Genomic DNA, 15,343 nt, shown 5'->3' with positions numbered 1-15,343 from the left:
TTTACGATTGACTTTGCCTTCTTACACTGATAAACTGAATGTGTTTGATATTGATATCGTTTGAAAAGGTTAACGGAGGTGCACGGATATGTCTTCAGTAGTTGTTGTCGGTACGCAGTGGGGTGACGAAGGGAAAGGCAAAATTACCGATTTCCTTTCAGAGAACGCAGAGGTTATCGCACGGTACCAAGGTGGAAATAACGCAGGACATACGATTAAATTCAACGGGGTAACGTATAAGCTTCATTTAATCCCATCCGGTATTTTTTATAAAGATAAAATATGTGTGATCGGAAACGGCATGGTCGTTGATCCGAAAGCATTGGTTGCAGAGCTTGCATATCTTCATGAACGCAATGTCGCGACAGACAACCTGAGAATCTCAAACAGAGCCCATGTCATTCTGCCGTATCATTTGAAGCTTGACGCGGTGGAAGAAGAACGGAAAGGGGCCAACAAAATCGGAACGACGAAAAAAGGAATCGGCCCGGCTTATATGGACAAAGCGGCCCGCGTGGGAATCCGCATTGCCGACCTTTTGGACCGCGACGTTTTTGAAGAAAAGCTCGCCCGCAATTTAGACGAGAAAAACCGCCTGCTTGAAAAAATGTACGAAGCAGAAGGGTTTAAAATCGAAGACATTCTTGATGAATATTATGAATACGGCCAGCAAATCAAACAGTACGTATGCGACACATCGGTTGTCTTAAACGACGCGCTAGACGACGGACGTCGCGTCCTGTTTGAAGGCGCACAAGGGGTTATGCTTGATATCGACCAAGGAACATATCCGTTTGTTACGTCTTCCAACCCGGTTGCCGGCGGCGTGACGATCGGTTCAGGCGTCGGTCCTACAAAAATCAAGCATGTCGTCGGGGTATCGAAAGCATACACGACCCGCGTCGGAGACGGTCCGTTCCCGACTGAGCTTAACGATGAGATCGGAGACCAAATCCGTGAGGTCGGCCGCGAATACGGAACAACAACAGGACGTCCGCGCCGCGTCGGCTGGTTCGACAGCGTGGTTGTCCGCCATGCCCGCCGCGTCAGCGGAATTACTGATCTTTCTCTCAATTCCATTGATGTACTGACCGGAATCGAAACCGTGAAAATCTGCGTCGCTTACAAGTATCGCGGAGAAATTCTTGAAGAATTCCCTGCAAGCCTGAAAGCCTTGGCAGAATGTGAACCGGTATATGAAGAAATGCCGGGCTGGACTGAGGACATCACAGGAGCGAAAAGCCTCAGCGACCTGCCTGAGAATGCCCGCCACTACCTTGAGCGCATCTCACAGCTGACAGGCATTCCACTTTCGATTTTCTCAGTCGGTCCTGACCGCTCTCAGACAAACGTCGTCAGAAGCGTCTACCGTCCGAATTAACCGATTTAGCCTCTGCAATCTGCAGAGGCTTTGTTTTTTACGGGTTGATTCGCAGAAGAGAAGGCCGTCAGCCTCCCGGGATTTTGGCGGAGCCTTGAGCAATGATAAGGAATGAATGCTCACCTGGCAATTTTAAGCTGTCTATAAACCGCGAAGGAACGGGGGAAACCATGGCAGGAAAAAATAAATAGAGAAAAAAATAAAAAAACATATTGCCACTTCTGTTCGTTCTATGATAATATAAATCTCGTTGTTGCGAAAACAACGACAAGAGCCATTAGCTCAGTTGGTAGAGCATCTGACTTTTAATCAGAGGGTCGAAGGTTCGAGTCCTTCATGGCTCACCATTTACCATATGGCCCGTTGGTCAAGCGGTTAAGACACCGCCCTTTCACGGCGGTAACACGGGTTCGAATCCCGTACGGGTCATTGATTTTACTTAGCATTATTGCTAAATCCCCGCTTGCTTCGGAAGGACCACGATTCCTTTCCGGAGCAGGTACTGTAAATAAAATATACGGTCCGGTAGTTCAGTTGGTTAGAATGCCTGCCTGTCACGCAGGAGGTCGCGGGTTCGAGTCCCGTCCGGACCGCCATTTACATAAAGGCTCGGTAGCTCAGTTGGTAGAGCAACGGACTGAAAATCCGTGTGTCGGCGGTTCGATTCCGTCCCGAGCCACTTTAAAGCGCGTCTGCTTTTAGCAGATGCGTTTTTCTTATAGGTTAAGCTTTAGCGGAAATTTTTTTTGAAAAGCAGCGGAGCGTTTATGAGAGAGAAAAAAAGAGAGGCCGGAGCAGCCGGCCAAAGAAGAAGACGTTACTATATAGACGTTCAAAAACGAAAGATGTTTCACTTTTCAGTAAAAAAAGTAACAGAAATTTAATTGGTGAGAAAGAAGCTGAAATATTATGAATGGGGGATATTACCAATTCCTTTCCTTATAACTATTTTTTTAATTTTTGTCTCATAAACGTTATAATGTATAAGAAATCTATTTTGAATGTTACGACATGAACTTAATATAAACACTGTAAACAAACCCTGAACCAGGAGGAATAAGTAATGGAAAAAAAGATACTTGTTGTAGATGACGAAAAGCCGATTGCCGATATTTTAGAGTTTAATCTGAAAAAAGAAGGCTATGATGTTCATTGCGCTTATGACGGCAATGAAGCGCTTGAGATGGTCGAGGAGCTGAATCCTGATTTAATCCTTCTCGATATCATGCTTCCGAACAAAGACGGTGTGGAAGTATGCCGTGAGGTCCGTAAAAAATATGATATGCCGATCATCATGCTGACCGCAAAAGATTCCGAAATCGACAAGGTCATCGGTCTTGAGCTCGGTGCTGACGACTATGTCACAAAGCCTTTCAGTACCCGCGAACTATTGGCCCGTGTCAAAGCGAACCTGAGACGGCAGACTACGGCTGCGCCTGCTGAAGAAGAGCAAACGACAAACGAAATCCAAATCGGATCGCTCGTCATTTTTCCGGATGCCTATGTTGTGTCAAAACGCGATGAGACAATCGAGCTGACCCACAGGGAATTTGAGCTGCTTCACTACCTTGCAAAACATATCGGACAAGTCATGACCCGCGAACATCTGCTGCAAACGGTGTGGGGGTACGATTATTTTGGTGATGTCCGCACAGTTGATGTCACCGTACGCCGCCTTCGCGAAAAAATCGAAGATAATCCGAGCCACCCGAGCTGGATCGTGACGAGACGCGGTGTCGGTTATTATTTGAGAAATCCGGAACAGGACTAATGACCAAATGAACAAAGTCGGTTTTTTTCGATCCATTCATTTCAAGTTTACGTTAATATACGTACTGCTCATTATCGTCGCGATGCAAATTATCGGCGTGTACTTCGTAAATGCGATGGAGAAATACCTTCTCGATACGTATAAGGAATCACTCGATCAGCGGGTAAACAATCTGTCGTATTATCTTGAACAGGAGATGACGAAAGACAGAGGCACACCATCCTCCACAACGTTGAAGGAGGATGCTGAGCGGATTTTAAGCGATTTCAGCAAGGAAGGCAAAATTCTAGAGGTCAGCCTGATTGACAAAAGCTATGAAGTCATTGCGACTTCCAATCCGTATAACAGGGAAGTAGCCGGAAAAAAGACAACGGAAGGCATCATAAAAAGAACGCTGCTTGTCGGTCAGCCGTATGAAAACAAATTTTTTGATCCGGTACGGGACAGCAGAGTCCAAATTTCCGTCACTCCGATTAAAAAAGCCAATGAAGAGACGATCGGAGCGATTTATGTCGTAGCTTCAATGGACGATGTCTACAATCAAATCCGGATGATCAATACGATTTTAGCTTCAGGAACGATCCTTGCACTTGGGATCACTGCCTTTTTGGGAGTGTTTGTGGCGCGGACCATTACACACCCGCTTTCAGATATGCGAAAGCAGGCAATCGAACTGGCGAAAGGGAATTTCTCCCGAAAGGTCAGGAAATATGGAAACGACGAAATTGGCCAGCTCGCCACGACCTTTAATTATTTAACGAGAGAACTGAAAGAAGCACAGTCGATGACGGAAGGCGAACGGAAGAAACTATCTTCTGTTATCGCATATATGACGGATGGGGTCATCGCGACAAACCGAAACGGCGCCATCATACTATTAAATACACCGGCATTGGAGCTTTTGAATGTTTCACGTGAAACTGCTCTCGAAATGCCGATTACTACATTGCTCGGCCTTGATAAAGAATATACGTTTGAAGATTTAGTCGAACAGCAGGATTCTCTCATTCTTGAGATTGAACAGGAAGAAAGAACTTCTGTGCTTCGCGTTAACTTTTCGGTGATACAAAAAGAGCACGGAAAGATCGACGGATTAATCGCGGTCATTTACGATGTCACTGAACAGGAACAGATTGACCAGGAAAGAAGAGAGTTTGTGGCAAACGTGTCTCATGAGCTCAGAACACCGTTGACGACGATGCGAAGCTATTTAGAAGCGCTGGCTGAAGGCGCTTGGCAGGACGCAAATATTGCGCCGCATTTCCTGAATGTCACGCAAAATGAAACAGAACGGATGATCAGGCTCGTCAATGACCTGCTTCAACTTTCAAAATTTGACAGCAGGGATTACCAATTCAACAAGGAATGGATTCATTTTATCCGCTTCTTCTCTCTTATTATTGAGCGTTTTGAAATGACAAAGGAACAGCATGTCGATTTTATCAGCCATCTTCCTGACAGAGATCTGTATGTCGAAATGGATCCTGATAAAATTACGCAGGTGTTGGATAATATTATTTCAAACGCATTGAAATATTCTCCTGAGGGAGGCCATATTACCTTCTCCGTCGATGTAAATGAAGAAGAAGAGCTTCTTTATATCAGCGTCAAAGATGAAGGCGTCGGCATTCCAAGAAAGGATATGGAGCGGATTTTCGAACGTTTCTACCGCGTCGATAAAGCGAGAACGAGAAAGCTCGGCGGCACAGGTCTTGGTCTGGCAATCGCAAAAGAAATGGTGCAGGCTCACGGCGGAGACATCTGGGCCGACAGCATCGAAGGAAAAGGAACAACGATCACATTTACCCTGCCGTACAAAGAGGAAAAAGAGGATGATTGGGATGAAGCGTGAAACAATTAAAACGATAGTATTGTCCGTTTTAGTTTTGATCAGTCTTCTTTTTACCTTTAACATTTGGGGGTTTCAGGGCAATTACGAAAAGATCTCCAACTCCAAGGCGCAGGTAAGCGATAAGCAGCCGATCACAAATCAGACCAAATTATTGAACGAAGCGGTTAAACCGCAGCAAATGTTTATACATGACAAGGGAAAACACTATTTGCTAAACGATTTAACGCTTTACACGCAGCTGTGGGATGATATGAGCCGCTGGGAAGTCAAATCGCTGAAAGACATTTCAGATACCTTTGGCAAACAGCAGTTCAAAGATTGGCTTTATGCTTCAAACAAAGATCCAAAATTGGACCTTGTCTTCAGTGACAGCATTCCGCTTGACGTTTTGCAGCCGCTGTTCAAATGGAGTGCGAATTCTTATGAATATAACTCTTTTGACAGGATTGTCCTTCCTATCGACGAAGGAAGCGGAACGAAAAAGATTTATTTTGTTTCCTTCAGCAAAGAAACGGTCGTTGAAGCTGATATTGAATCGGCTAATTATCGAAACATCGTGTCGGAAATCTACAAGGAAAAATCGCGTATGCCTGCCTACAAGGCGTATGCCATTAATTCAAGAAGAGATGTGCTCCTTCCTGTTAACAGGCTGCAGCTGACAGAAAAAGAGTACTTTACGGAAACGATCAGCCCAAGCCGATTTAAAAAGGCTTTGTTTGATGACCCTGAAACCGTTCGGCAGGAGACGAATTTAAACAATCCTATTTACACTGATGGAACCAGCCTTTTGGAAATTTATTCGAACAACAGACAGGTGAAGTTTCAGCACCGCAACTTAGAGCCGAGTTCATCTTATCAAAATGGAGAGCTGATTAATAAAAGCTTTAAATATTTAAACGATACCGGAAGCTGGACAGATGATTACCAGTTTTTCAGCTTAAATGAGAATCAGCAGATCAGTTTTTACCTGTACATGGATCAGCTGCCGGTCGTCAACAGTCAAAGCCAGCCTTTTGGAACGACTTCCATCGATCTGCGCTGGGCCAATAATGACATATTGGATTATAAGCATCCAAACTATGTTTTGGGGGCAAATTCAAACCCTCTCAGCAAAAAAAGCAAAGAAATCATGAACGGCAAGGAATTAATCGAGTACTTGAAAGAGCATGATGAATACAATTTTGACAGCATTGAACAAATTTTTCCTGCTTATGAAATGGTCTCGGTGTCTGAAGAACAAGACCCGGTTGTCAAGCTGGTGCCGACATGGTGCATTAAAATAAACGGCACAGTACAGCCCGTTTCTAAGGCGAATGAAGCGGTGAAGGAGGGCGAAGCAAATGGAGTGGAATAGAACGAAAACAATCTTCATTATCGTCTTCCTTATCCTTGATATCTTTTTGGCTTTTCAATATTTTGATAAGCGCACCAAAAACCAGTTCCCGATTTTAGAAAAATCGACGCTCCAGGAAGATATGAAAGCCGATCATATAACTTATGACAGCTTGTCCAAGGAATCACAAAAAGGCGCTTCGATTTCAGCACAAAAAAAAGTGTTTAAAACGAGCGAGATTAAATCGCTGAAAGGACAAAAGCCTTTAATGGACATGTCAAAAGGAGACTCCCTTACTGAAATTGAGATGGGATTTGAAGAACCGATCCTTCTGCCGAAAGAGGACATGGAGACGAAGGCCAGGGAAATTGTGAACGAGCAATTACTGGACGGAAGCAAGTATAAGCTTTGGAAAGTCGACAAATCGCAAAAACAGATCATTTTCTTTCAAACGTATAAAGGGGACTACATTTTTCAGAACCAAAAAGATGATGCCGCAAATGAAATAGGCGAAGTTGTTTTGTTTTACAATGATAAAAATGAAGTCGTCAAGTACAAACAGTCGATGCTGAAAGAAATAAAAGAAGTCAAAACGGAAAACCTGATTTCCGCTGTCGGAGCGGTTGAAGCTTTATACTATCCTGATTTTCTTAAGCCTAACAGCAAAATTAAAACCGCCGAGATTGGGTATTACACGCAATATCCTCTTGCAAGCGCACAAATTTTCGTACCGGTTTGGCGGATCGAAGTACAGCGCAAATCGGACAACGGCGCGATATATGAAGAATTCATCATTGATGCACGGGATGGAGCCGTTCTTCAGTCACAGGAGACAAAGGAAAAATCATAATGGAGTGAGGAACCATGAGGCTGCAATTTAGCGTACTTGCGAGCGGGAGTACGGGAAATGCATTTTATTTGGAAACCGAAGACCACGCTTTTTTAGTAGACGCAGGGCTTAGCGGGAAGGCAATCGAAGGGCTGATGGCCCAGATAGACCGCAGCTTGGACAAGCTTGACGGCATTTTCGTCACGCATGAGCACAGCGACCATATTAAAGGACTGGGCGTGCTGGCAAGAAAATACGAATTGCCCGTTTACGCGAATGAAAAGACATGGAAGGCGATGGAAGGGCAGATCGGAAATATCGATACCGGCCAAAAATTCGTGTTCCCGATGGAAACGGTAAAATCGTTCGGCTCCCTTGATGTCGAATCGTTCGGCGTATCCCACGATGCAGCAGAGCCGATGTTTTATGTGTTTCACTACAATGGGCGAAAACTTGCGCTTATTACGGATACGGGTTATGTGAGCGATAGAATGAAGGGCATCATCAGGTCGGCCAACGTTTTTGTATTTGAAAGCAATCATGACGTCGGCATGCTGCAAATGGGCCGCTATCCGTGGAATATTAAACGGCGGATTTTAAGCGATGTCGGCCATGTATCAAATGAGGACGCAGCGCTTGCGATGACAGACGTCATCGGTGATGAGACATCGCGCATCTACTTAGCCCATCTAAGCCAGGATAACAACATGAAGGAACTCGCAAGAATGTCAGTGCAGCAAACCCTTGCTGCAAAAGGCCTGATTACAGGTGAAACGTTTGATTTATATGATACGGATCCAAAAAAACCGACACCTCTTGCAGCGGTATAAATTTTTCGGAATCAATGATTAATCTCACTGTTTGTGAACCACACTATATACATATATCGTTCCTTGAAAGGATTGAATATAGTGGAGTTTAATCATGATGATGAAAAATACGTTCGCGAAAAACCGGCGAGAAACTGGAGAACCTTTTTGTTTTCAAGCCTCGTCGGCGCCGTGATTGGTGCTTTGTTAACGGTATTTGCCCTGCCGTACCTCTCACAGCAGGGGCTTTTGCCGTACAACCTCCAAGTCGCCGAACCGGACGGAAGCCAGGCGGCTGGACAAGGCGGAGCCGTTCGCAATGTCTCGGTCAATGTAAATACCGATGTCACAAGACTGGTCTCTAAAGTGTCTGATTCGGTCGTCGGCGTCATCAACATTCAAAAAACGGGTGTCTGGGATGAAAAAGGTGAAGCGGGAACCGGTTCCGGCGTGGTATACAAAAAGAATGGAAGCATATCCCATATCGTGACAAACCACCATGTCATCGAAGGCGCAACACAACTCGAAGTCAGCTTGCAGGACGGAAGCAGAATTCCGGCAAAGCTTATCGGCAGCGACAAGCTGATGGACCTTGCCGTTCTTCAAGTCAAAAGCAATAAAATAAAGTCGGCTGCCGATTTCGGAAATTCAGATAAAGTCAAAACAGGTGAACCGGTCATAGCGATCGGAAACCCGCTCGGCCTCGAATTCTCGGGCTCTGTAACGCAAGGAATAATCTCGGGAACAGAGCGTGCCGTTCCAGTTGATTTAGATGATGACGGCCAGCCGGACTGGAATGCGGAAGTATTGCAAACGGATGCGGCGATTAACCCGGGAAACAGCGGCGGAGGGCTGTTTGATCTTGACGGGAAAGTGATCGGCATTAACTCGATGAAAATCGCCGAAAGCGCCGTTGAAGGAATCGGGTTGAGCATTCCGGCAAACCTTGCGATTCCGGTCATCAACGATCTGGAAACATACGGCGAAGTCAGACGTCCGTATCTCGGAATCGAAATGAAATCGCTCGGCGACATCGCAAGCTACCATTGGCAGGAAACCCTTAAACTGCCGACAAATGTAACATCGGGCGTCGTCGTAATGAGCGTGCAGGCATTATCTCCGGCCGCAAAAGCCGGGCTAAATGGCCTTGATGTCATCGTTGAATTTGACGGCAAGCGGGTGTACGATATCATCGATCTCCGCAAAAAGCTCTATACAAAAAAAGTCGGCGACACCGTGACATTCAAGTATTACCACCGCGGAAAAGTAAAAACGGCAAAAGTGAAGCTTACGCGATCCAAATTGGGGAGCTAACCATGAACAGTCTGGCCTTTACAGCCAGGCTGTTTTTCGTATGCGTCCATTATGAAACGGCTGAGGAATTTCGTCAAAAGGCCAAAAAACGATTTTGATTAATCAAATATCAGTTTTCATACTATGGAAAAAACGGACATGCCGTCGTATTGCGTTTCATTTCCGCCTGCTGTATGATGATTTTAATATTTTTGACAGAGAACTAAAAATCGGGATGGAAAGGGAGATAGAATGAGTCGGAATGCGTTGGTCTTACAATCGGATTTTGGCATTGACGACGGGGCTGTCAATGCGATGTACGGAGTGGCTTATTCGGTTGACAGTTCGATCCGGATTTTCGATGTAACGCACAATATTCCTGTGTTTCACATTTGGGAAGCTTCATACCGTTTGCTGCAGACGGTTTCCTACTGGCCGGAAGGAACTGTATTCGTATCCGTCGTTGACCCCGGCGTCGGTTCGGAGCGCCGCAGCGTGGCAGTCAGGACGTCTTCAAATCAATATATCATTACCCCGGATAACGGCACGCTTACCCATGTCGTACAGAAAAACGGCATTGCCGAAGCGCGCCATCTCGACGAGGCGTTGAACAGGCTGCCAAACTCCGGTGAATCGCAGACGTTTCACGGCCGCGACATCTACGCATACACAGGCGCAAGGCTAGCGTCAGGCGCAATCCGCTTCGACCAGATCGGCCCGGAGGTATCCCCCGATTCCCTCATCAAACTCCCTGTCATGGAAGCCTATATCGATCATGAGTGGGTTGCGGGCACCATAGATATTTTAGATATTCGCTTCGGAAACCTTTGGACCAATATCAGCCGCAGGCTTTTCAGCAATTTAGACATCCGCTATGGGGACGCTGTAGAAGTCGTCATCACTCACGGTATCAATGAAGTATACCGGCAAACCATCGTCTTTGGACGCTCTTTTGCTGATATACCTGTGGGCGAACCGCTCGTTTATGTGAATTCGCTGGACAATTTAGGCGTTGCGATCAATCAGGGCTCTTTCGCTGGGACGCACCATATCGGAACCGGAATCGATTGGCGGATTTCGATTCGCAAAGCGGGATAGACGAAAAACAATCTGGAGAAATTCAGATTGTTTTTTCATGTAAGCCGGGAATTTATGTCGAAAATAGTACAAAAGCCGTCTTAGTGCATAAGACTTATTGTCTAAAATTGTGAAAACAGATATATTGATGGAGTGTGCGTTATTAAGAATATTCGTTTGGAAAACTCAATACCCGGAGGAATCCTAGATGAACCACAATGAAATGATGGCGATGAAAGCGCTGTCCGGTGCGAAAAGCAAATGTATCATGTCCGTTTTTGTATTGTGTCTTGTCACCTTGGGAATGTATATTCCATACTGGTTTCTTTCACGGAAAAAAGTTCTCGATCTTCTGCCTAGTCTTGATATTCCATACACCACACTAAAAGTCATTATATTTTATTATTTATTTTCAATCCCAATAAGAATTACAGCACCGTTTGCATTTTCTGATATGCACTACAGCCTTTTCCTTTTGCTGCACAGAATCATCATGATCTTATCCGCAGGCGTTCTCATCTATTGTGCACTTTCAGTGACGGCAGCCGTCAACAAGCTGTCCGGAGATGAACCCGCCAAAGGAACCGCTCTCGCTTTCCTTTTGAACATCTTATACATACAGCACCGAATCAACAAAATGTCCGAACCGAAACATGCATATATCACGAGGGCTTCATAGGAGTGAACCAAATGTTAAAAAAACCGACAGTGGGTCTAACCCCCATGTCAGACAAAGATTTTACAGCCTACCGATCGTATTCAGTCGAACACTACGCCATGGAAAAAGTAAAAGCCGGCACATGGACGCTAGCAGAGGCTTTAGAGAAAGCGGAGGAACAGCTCCGAAAGCTTTTGCCGAACGGAACGAAAAGCACCAACCACCGCCTCTTCTCGATTGTCAACGAAAACAAGGACGTCATCGGGTGGCTTTGGGTTTATGCCGACCCGCATCATCCTCAGAAAGAAGCGTTTATTTATGATTTTGGCCTTTATGAAGCGTACCGCGGCCAGGGGAACGGGCGGCAGGCGCTCTTGGCTTTGGAAGAAGAGGCCAGAAGGCTTGGAATCGAGAAGCTGTCCCTTCACGTATTTGCCCATAATAAAACGGCAAGGCGCTTATATGAGAAAATGAATTTTGAAGTTACCGATTTGAATATGAGTAAGCTGCTGTAAAAGAGGAGGATCAAGGCTGACATAGCTTTGATCTTTTTTCTGCTTTGATTGGGAGAAAAAATGATTCGGGAATGAAAAATGGTTATTTAGACCTTATTTTTTTAGAATGAAGACCTATTTATAAACAATATTCGAGAATTAATGTGATATAAGAATCAATACGAAAGGCGTTGTTTATTCGATTGATTCAATAAAAAGCGCAAATAGACCCGGCGATATCTATTTTATTACAAATCGCAGTTTTGATTTATCGGTTATTTTATAGTACCTTTTGAAAGTGGAAAAGTATACATACAAAGGATAAAAAGACCGAAAGAAGTGGATTTTATAATGAATGCGGAACAAAAATCAGCAGAATTTCCGAAAATTCGGGTTGGATATACAATCTTATTAACGATCGTGACGTTCGGAATGTATATTCCATATTGGTTTCTGTCGCGAAGACAAGCGCTTGAACGGCTTCACATAAAGCTGCCATATGTTTTCATAAAAGTAACTGTACTATTATTTGTTTTTTCGGTTTTGGAGTATTTTTGGATAGCATCTATAACAACTATGCAAAGCTTGTTGTTCAGAGACATTTTGCCCTTTGAAAACAATCCTTTTCTGCTTCCGCTGATTCCGGAGGACAGTTTTTTAAGCGAGTTCGGCTTTTTGCTGTTTACGATCGTAAGTATCATCAGCAGCTTTAAAATCCGGAATGGATTGAAAAAACAGCTTCCAAATCAATCGGTAAACGGATGGCTCACGTTCTTTTTTCACATTTGGTATTTGCAGCATATTGTGAATAAACACGCCTCAAGCGATCTAACAGCAAAAGAATCGGCATAACAGAAAAAATTTTAGCATTGGCTGAGAAGGCCGATGCTTTTTTAGTTATCCAGAAGTCTCGAGTGTTCTTGTGGATAAACCGGCTATAGAAGCATAACACCTATTAACATGTGAATAAATAGGGTATATTGAATATATAGCCTTTTAAAAAAGAGCCTAATGAATCAATATTGGAGGTACACTCATGAAGTCTTGTGAGGAACACATTGAAACCGTCATTGACATGTATGTAGACGAGGAAGAATCAGCACCGGAAATCAGAAAAATCGAACATACGCACAGTTTATCCACAACCTGTGAATTGTGCGAAAAGCCAGCAGTATATATAGTAGGGAACGAATGATCGGACACTAAATACACAAATTTTATCCACAATTGTGGATAATATATATGAATAACTTGTTCTTAAAGTGGGGATGACCTGTGAATATATCAATCGTAGCAATCGGAAAACTAAAAGAAAAATACTTAAAACAAGGAATCGACGAATACATAAAACGGCTTTCCGCATACGCAAAAGTCGACATTATCGAACTCCCGGACGAAAAGGCGCCGGAAAACCTGAGCGACCAGGACATGAAAATCGTCAAAGACAAAGAAGGCGACCGAATCCTCTCCAAAATCAGCCCCGACGCCCACGTCATCGCCCTCGCGATTGAAGGAAAAATGAAAAGCTCGGAAGAATTAGCCGATAATATGGATAGACTCGCCACATATGGGAAGAGCAAGGTGACCTTTGTTATCGGAGGCTCACTGGGCTTAAGCGATGCCGTGCTGAAGCGTGCGGATGAAAAGCTGTCGTTTTCGCGGATGACGTTTCCGCATCAGCTTATGAGGCTGATTTTGCTGGAGCAGGTTTATCGGGCTTTTCGGATTAATCGGGGGGAGCCGTACCATAAGTAAATGAGGTTATTAAATGTATTAAAATAAGGTGTTTATTAGAAAAATAATGTAAGATAATGTTTTCAGAAAGGAGCGGTTTTTTGTGTTAAACTGGGATCAACTTTTAAATACAGAAAGACAGAGAGAATCATTAGGAATAAGTTTACCTCATAGAAATGAATTTGATAAAGATTATGAAAGAATAATTTATTCTTCTTCATTAAGGAGACTTCAAGATAAAGCTCAGGTGTTTCCTCTACAGAATAATGATTTTATTCGAACAAGACTAACTCATTCACTAGAAGTCGCGTCTTTAGGACGCTCTCTAGCTTGGAATATAGGAAGTTGGTTGATTGAAGAAAAAGTGTTTGCTGATTTCGCCAAAGCAAAAGAATTAGCATCTTTGGTAGAAGTGTCCTGCTTAGTACATGATTTAGGTAATCCACCCTTTGGGCATTATGGAGAAGATATTATTAGAAAGTGGTTTGAAACTTGGTTTAATAGTAGTTCTTTTGAACATGCACAACAAAAATTTGGGGAATTGGATGAACAACAAAAAAATGATTTTTTATACTTTGAAGGTAATGCACAGGCGATTAGGATTTTATCGAAGTTACAATTTTTAAATGATCCATATGGTGCAAACTTTACATATGGAACTCTAGCTACCTTAATGAAATATCCTTGGCCATCAAATCATGATAATGTAACCAAAAAAGGGAAAAAGAAATTTGGTTATTTTTATGCTGAAAAAGAGCTATTTGAAAAAATATCTTCTAATGTTGGAATTGGCGAATGTAGGCATCCTGCCACCTATATATTGGAGGCAGCAGATGATATTGCGTATTTAACCGCTGATATCGAAGATGCTGTTAAAAAAGGAGTATTTAATTGGGAAGAAAAATATTTGAAAATAAAGGGAAAATTTGGTGAAAAATACGAATTAGTATTTAAAAAATTAGAAGAGTATAGAGCTCAGGCCATTGAGAATAAGGTACCTAATAAGGGCCTAATTGATGTTCAAAATTTTAAAGTATCTATTCAAGGTATTATGATTTTTGCAGTAGTAGAGAGTTTTAAAACAAATTATGATCAAATTATGAGTGGAGAATTCGAGGGTGACTTATTATCTACTTCATCTGCAAATGAAATAGCTGAAGATTTAAGGAATTTAGCATTTAAATATGTCTTTTCTAATAAGGAAGTTTTGACTTTAGAATTAGTTGGGGATAGAGTTATTACCGATTTATTATCGCTATTTATTGAAGCTGTGACCAATGTTAAGGGGTTAGAAAAATCTAAAAATAAGCACGAAAAGTTAGTACATCTAATTTCAGAGAACTTTAGGCATATTCATCGTTTTTCTGAAGATGGAAAACCGGAAATAGACTTTTCGGAACTAACATTATACAATAGACTATTATTAGTTACTGACTTTATTTCTGGAATGACTGACGGTTAAGCAGTGAACTTGCATCAAGAATTATTAGGAGTAAAGTTACCATAAATGTGCAAGGGGGTTAATAATGAGTAAAATTGATGGAAATGTTAAAGCAAATTTAATAAATTTGCTTGGAGGATACTCAGAAACCCTAAATTTTGTTGAAAAATTGTCGGAAACAGGAGAATTACTCTTCTTCGGTGGTGCTGTAAGGGATATATATATTAAAAATGACCAATATCCTAGAGATTTTGATATTGCAATAAAGTTTACTGATGAAATGAAGTTTAATAATATTATCAATGATTATGAATATTATAAAAATAGATTTGGTGGATATAAAATTAAAGTCTCGGGTATTGATTTTGACATATGGGATTTAAATAATACTTGGGCGTTTAAAAACACTAATTTAAAACCAAGTGAGGAGAATTTGGCAAAGTCTGTTTACCTCAATATTGATGGGATAGTGTACAATTTTAACTCTAACTGTTTATATGCAGATTTATTAAAGGAAACTTTGATGAAATCTGAGCTCGACGTTAATTTAGAAAAGAATCCACATGTTGAGCTTAACTTACTTCGTGCTTTAGTCTTTAAAAGGAAATATAATTTGAATCTATCCAACAAATTAAAAAGGGTTTTCAGATATTATGTGGATTCTACAAAGG

Annotated in this window: 15 protein-coding genes and 4 tRNA genes; all 19 read left to right on the top strand. The window is 42.6% G+C overall.

Annotation, left to right across the window (positions count from 1 at the left end):
* Positions 1-88 precede the first annotated feature (88 nt).
* The gene (locus V7126_RS01375; RefSeq protein ID WP_046129414.1) at positions 89-1,381 is read left to right on the top strand and encodes an adenylosuccinate synthase; all 1,293 of its coding nucleotides are present in this window, start codon (positions 89-91) and stop codon (positions 1,379-1,381) included.
* Between the two features lie 271 nt (positions 1,382-1,652).
* A tRNA-Lys gene (locus V7126_RS01370) sits at positions 1,653-1,728 on the top strand.
* Positions 1,729-1,738: 10 nt separating this feature from the next.
* Positions 1,739-1,810: transfer RNA gene (locus V7126_RS01365), tRNA-Glu, on the top strand.
* A gap of 90 nt (positions 1,811-1,900) precedes the next feature.
* A tRNA-Asp gene (locus tag V7126_RS01360) sits at positions 1,901-1,977 on the top strand.
* A 10-nt stretch (positions 1,978-1,987) separates the two neighbouring features.
* Positions 1,988-2,060 (top strand) — tRNA-Phe (locus tag V7126_RS01355).
* Between the two features lie 384 nt (positions 2,061-2,444).
* Entirely contained in the window at positions 2,445-3,152 is a 708-nt protein-coding gene (gene walR / locus V7126_RS01350) for a cell wall metabolism DNA-binding response regulator WalR (protein WP_046130588.1), read from the top strand.
* Between the two features lie 7 nt (positions 3,153-3,159).
* Positions 3,160-5,004 carry a cell wall metabolism sensor histidine kinase WalK gene (gene walK, locus V7126_RS01345; protein WP_046130587.1) on the top strand — a complete coding sequence of 615 codons (1,845 nt, stop codon included), beginning with the start codon at positions 3,160-3,162 and terminating at the stop codon, positions 5,002-5,004.
* Positions 4,994-6,358 carry a YycH family regulatory protein gene (locus V7126_RS01340; RefSeq protein ID WP_175075912.1) on the top strand — a complete coding sequence of 455 codons (1,365 nt, stop codon included), beginning with the start codon at positions 4,994-4,996 and terminating at the stop codon, positions 6,356-6,358. Before walK ends, V7126_RS01340 begins: the two co-directional genes overlap by 11 nt.
* Positions 6,345-7,187: a two-component system regulatory protein YycI gene (locus tag V7126_RS01335; protein ID WP_175075913.1), complete on the top strand. Its 843-nt coding sequence runs from the start codon at positions 6,345-6,347 to the stop codon at positions 7,185-7,187. The genes V7126_RS01340 and V7126_RS01335 overlap by 14 nt, the downstream gene beginning before the upstream one ends.
* A gap of 14 nt (positions 7,188-7,201) precedes the next feature.
* Complete coding sequence (locus tag V7126_RS01330; protein WP_335496121.1) at positions 7,202-7,996, top strand: MBL fold metallo-hydrolase; 795 nt, start codon at positions 7,202-7,204, stop codon at positions 7,994-7,996.
* A gap of 81 nt (positions 7,997-8,077) precedes the next feature.
* The gene (locus tag V7126_RS01325) at positions 8,078-9,289 is read left to right on the top strand and encodes a S1C family serine protease (RefSeq protein WP_046130583.1); all 1,212 of its coding nucleotides are present in this window, start codon (positions 8,078-8,080) and stop codon (positions 9,287-9,289) included.
* Positions 9,290-9,520: 231 nt separating this feature from the next.
* A complete protein-coding gene (locus V7126_RS01320) occupies positions 9,521-10,366 on the top strand; it encodes an SAM hydrolase/SAM-dependent halogenase family protein (RefSeq protein ID WP_175075914.1) in 846 nt (281 codons plus the stop codon).
* A 187-nt stretch (positions 10,367-10,553) separates the two neighbouring features.
* Complete coding sequence (locus V7126_RS01315; RefSeq protein ID WP_175075915.1) at positions 10,554-11,024, top strand: hypothetical protein; 471 nt, start codon at positions 10,554-10,556, stop codon at positions 11,022-11,024.
* An 11-nt stretch (positions 11,025-11,035) separates the two neighbouring features.
* Complete coding sequence (locus tag V7126_RS01310; protein WP_175075916.1) at positions 11,036-11,518, top strand: GNAT family N-acetyltransferase; 483 nt, start codon at positions 11,036-11,038, stop codon at positions 11,516-11,518.
* 330 nt (positions 11,519-11,848) lie between these two features.
* Complete coding sequence (locus V7126_RS01305) at positions 11,849-12,349, top strand: DUF4234 domain-containing protein (RefSeq protein WP_175075917.1); 501 nt, start codon at positions 11,849-11,851, stop codon at positions 12,347-12,349.
* 184 nt (positions 12,350-12,533) lie between these two features.
* Positions 12,534-12,692, top strand: coding sequence for a CxxH/CxxC protein (locus V7126_RS01300; protein WP_065894714.1), 159 nt, complete (start codon positions 12,534-12,536; stop codon positions 12,690-12,692).
* 80 nt (positions 12,693-12,772) lie between these two features.
* On the top strand, positions 12,773-13,252 hold the full coding sequence (gene rlmH, locus V7126_RS01295) for a 23S rRNA (pseudouridine(1915)-N(3))-methyltransferase RlmH (protein ID WP_216898924.1): 480 nt from the start codon (positions 12,773-12,775) through the stop codon (positions 13,250-13,252).
* Positions 13,253-13,334: 82 nt separating this feature from the next.
* Positions 13,335-14,693, top strand: a complete 1,359-nt coding sequence (gene dgt, locus V7126_RS01290; RefSeq protein ID WP_335496115.1) for a dGTP triphosphohydrolase — start codon at positions 13,335-13,337, stop codon at positions 14,691-14,693.
* Between the two features lie 64 nt (positions 14,694-14,757).
* Positions 14,758-15,343: hypothetical protein (locus tag V7126_RS01285; RefSeq protein ID WP_335496112.1), on the top strand; the 586-nt coding region annotated here is incomplete at its 3' end.

Origin of the sequence: Bacillus sp. JJ675, from assembly GCF_036963165.1 — a bacterium.
Lineage (GTDB): Bacteria > Bacillota > Bacilli > Bacillales > Bacillaceae > Bacillus > Bacillus glycinifermentans.
This window is presented reverse-complemented; position numbering and strand designations above follow the sequence as displayed.

Coding starts and splice junctions, on each gene's coding strand:
- walR (WP_046130588.1), top strand. CDS start 2,445: ATGGAAAAAAAGATACTTGTTGTAGATGACGAAAAGCCGATTGCCGAT.
- walK (WP_046130587.1), top strand. CDS start 3,160: ATGAACAAAGTCGGTTTTTTTCGATCCATTCATTTCAAGTTTACGTTA.
- V7126_RS01340 (WP_175075912.1), top strand. CDS start 4,994: ATGAAGCGTGAAACAATTAAAACGATAGTATTGTCCGTTTTAGTTTTG.
- V7126_RS01375 (WP_046129414.1), top strand. CDS start 89: ATGTCTTCAGTAGTTGTTGTCGGTACGCAGTGGGGTGACGAAGGGAAA.
- V7126_RS01320 (WP_175075914.1), top strand. CDS start 9,521: ATGAGTCGGAATGCGTTGGTCTTACAATCGGATTTTGGCATTGACGAC.
- V7126_RS01300 (WP_065894714.1), top strand. CDS start 12,534: ATGAAGTCTTGTGAGGAACACATTGAAACCGTCATTGACATGTATGTA.
- V7126_RS01315 (WP_175075915.1), top strand. CDS start 10,554: ATGAACCACAATGAAATGATGGCGATGAAAGCGCTGTCCGGTGCGAAA.
- V7126_RS01335 (WP_175075913.1), top strand. CDS start 6,345: ATGGAGTGGAATAGAACGAAAACAATCTTCATTATCGTCTTCCTTATC.
- V7126_RS01310 (WP_175075916.1), top strand. CDS start 11,036: ATGTTAAAAAAACCGACAGTGGGTCTAACCCCCATGTCAGACAAAGAT.
- V7126_RS01330 (WP_335496121.1), top strand. CDS start 7,202: ATGAGGCTGCAATTTAGCGTACTTGCGAGCGGGAGTACGGGAAATGCA.
- V7126_RS01305 (WP_175075917.1), top strand. CDS start 11,849: ATGAATGCGGAACAAAAATCAGCAGAATTTCCGAAAATTCGGGTTGGA.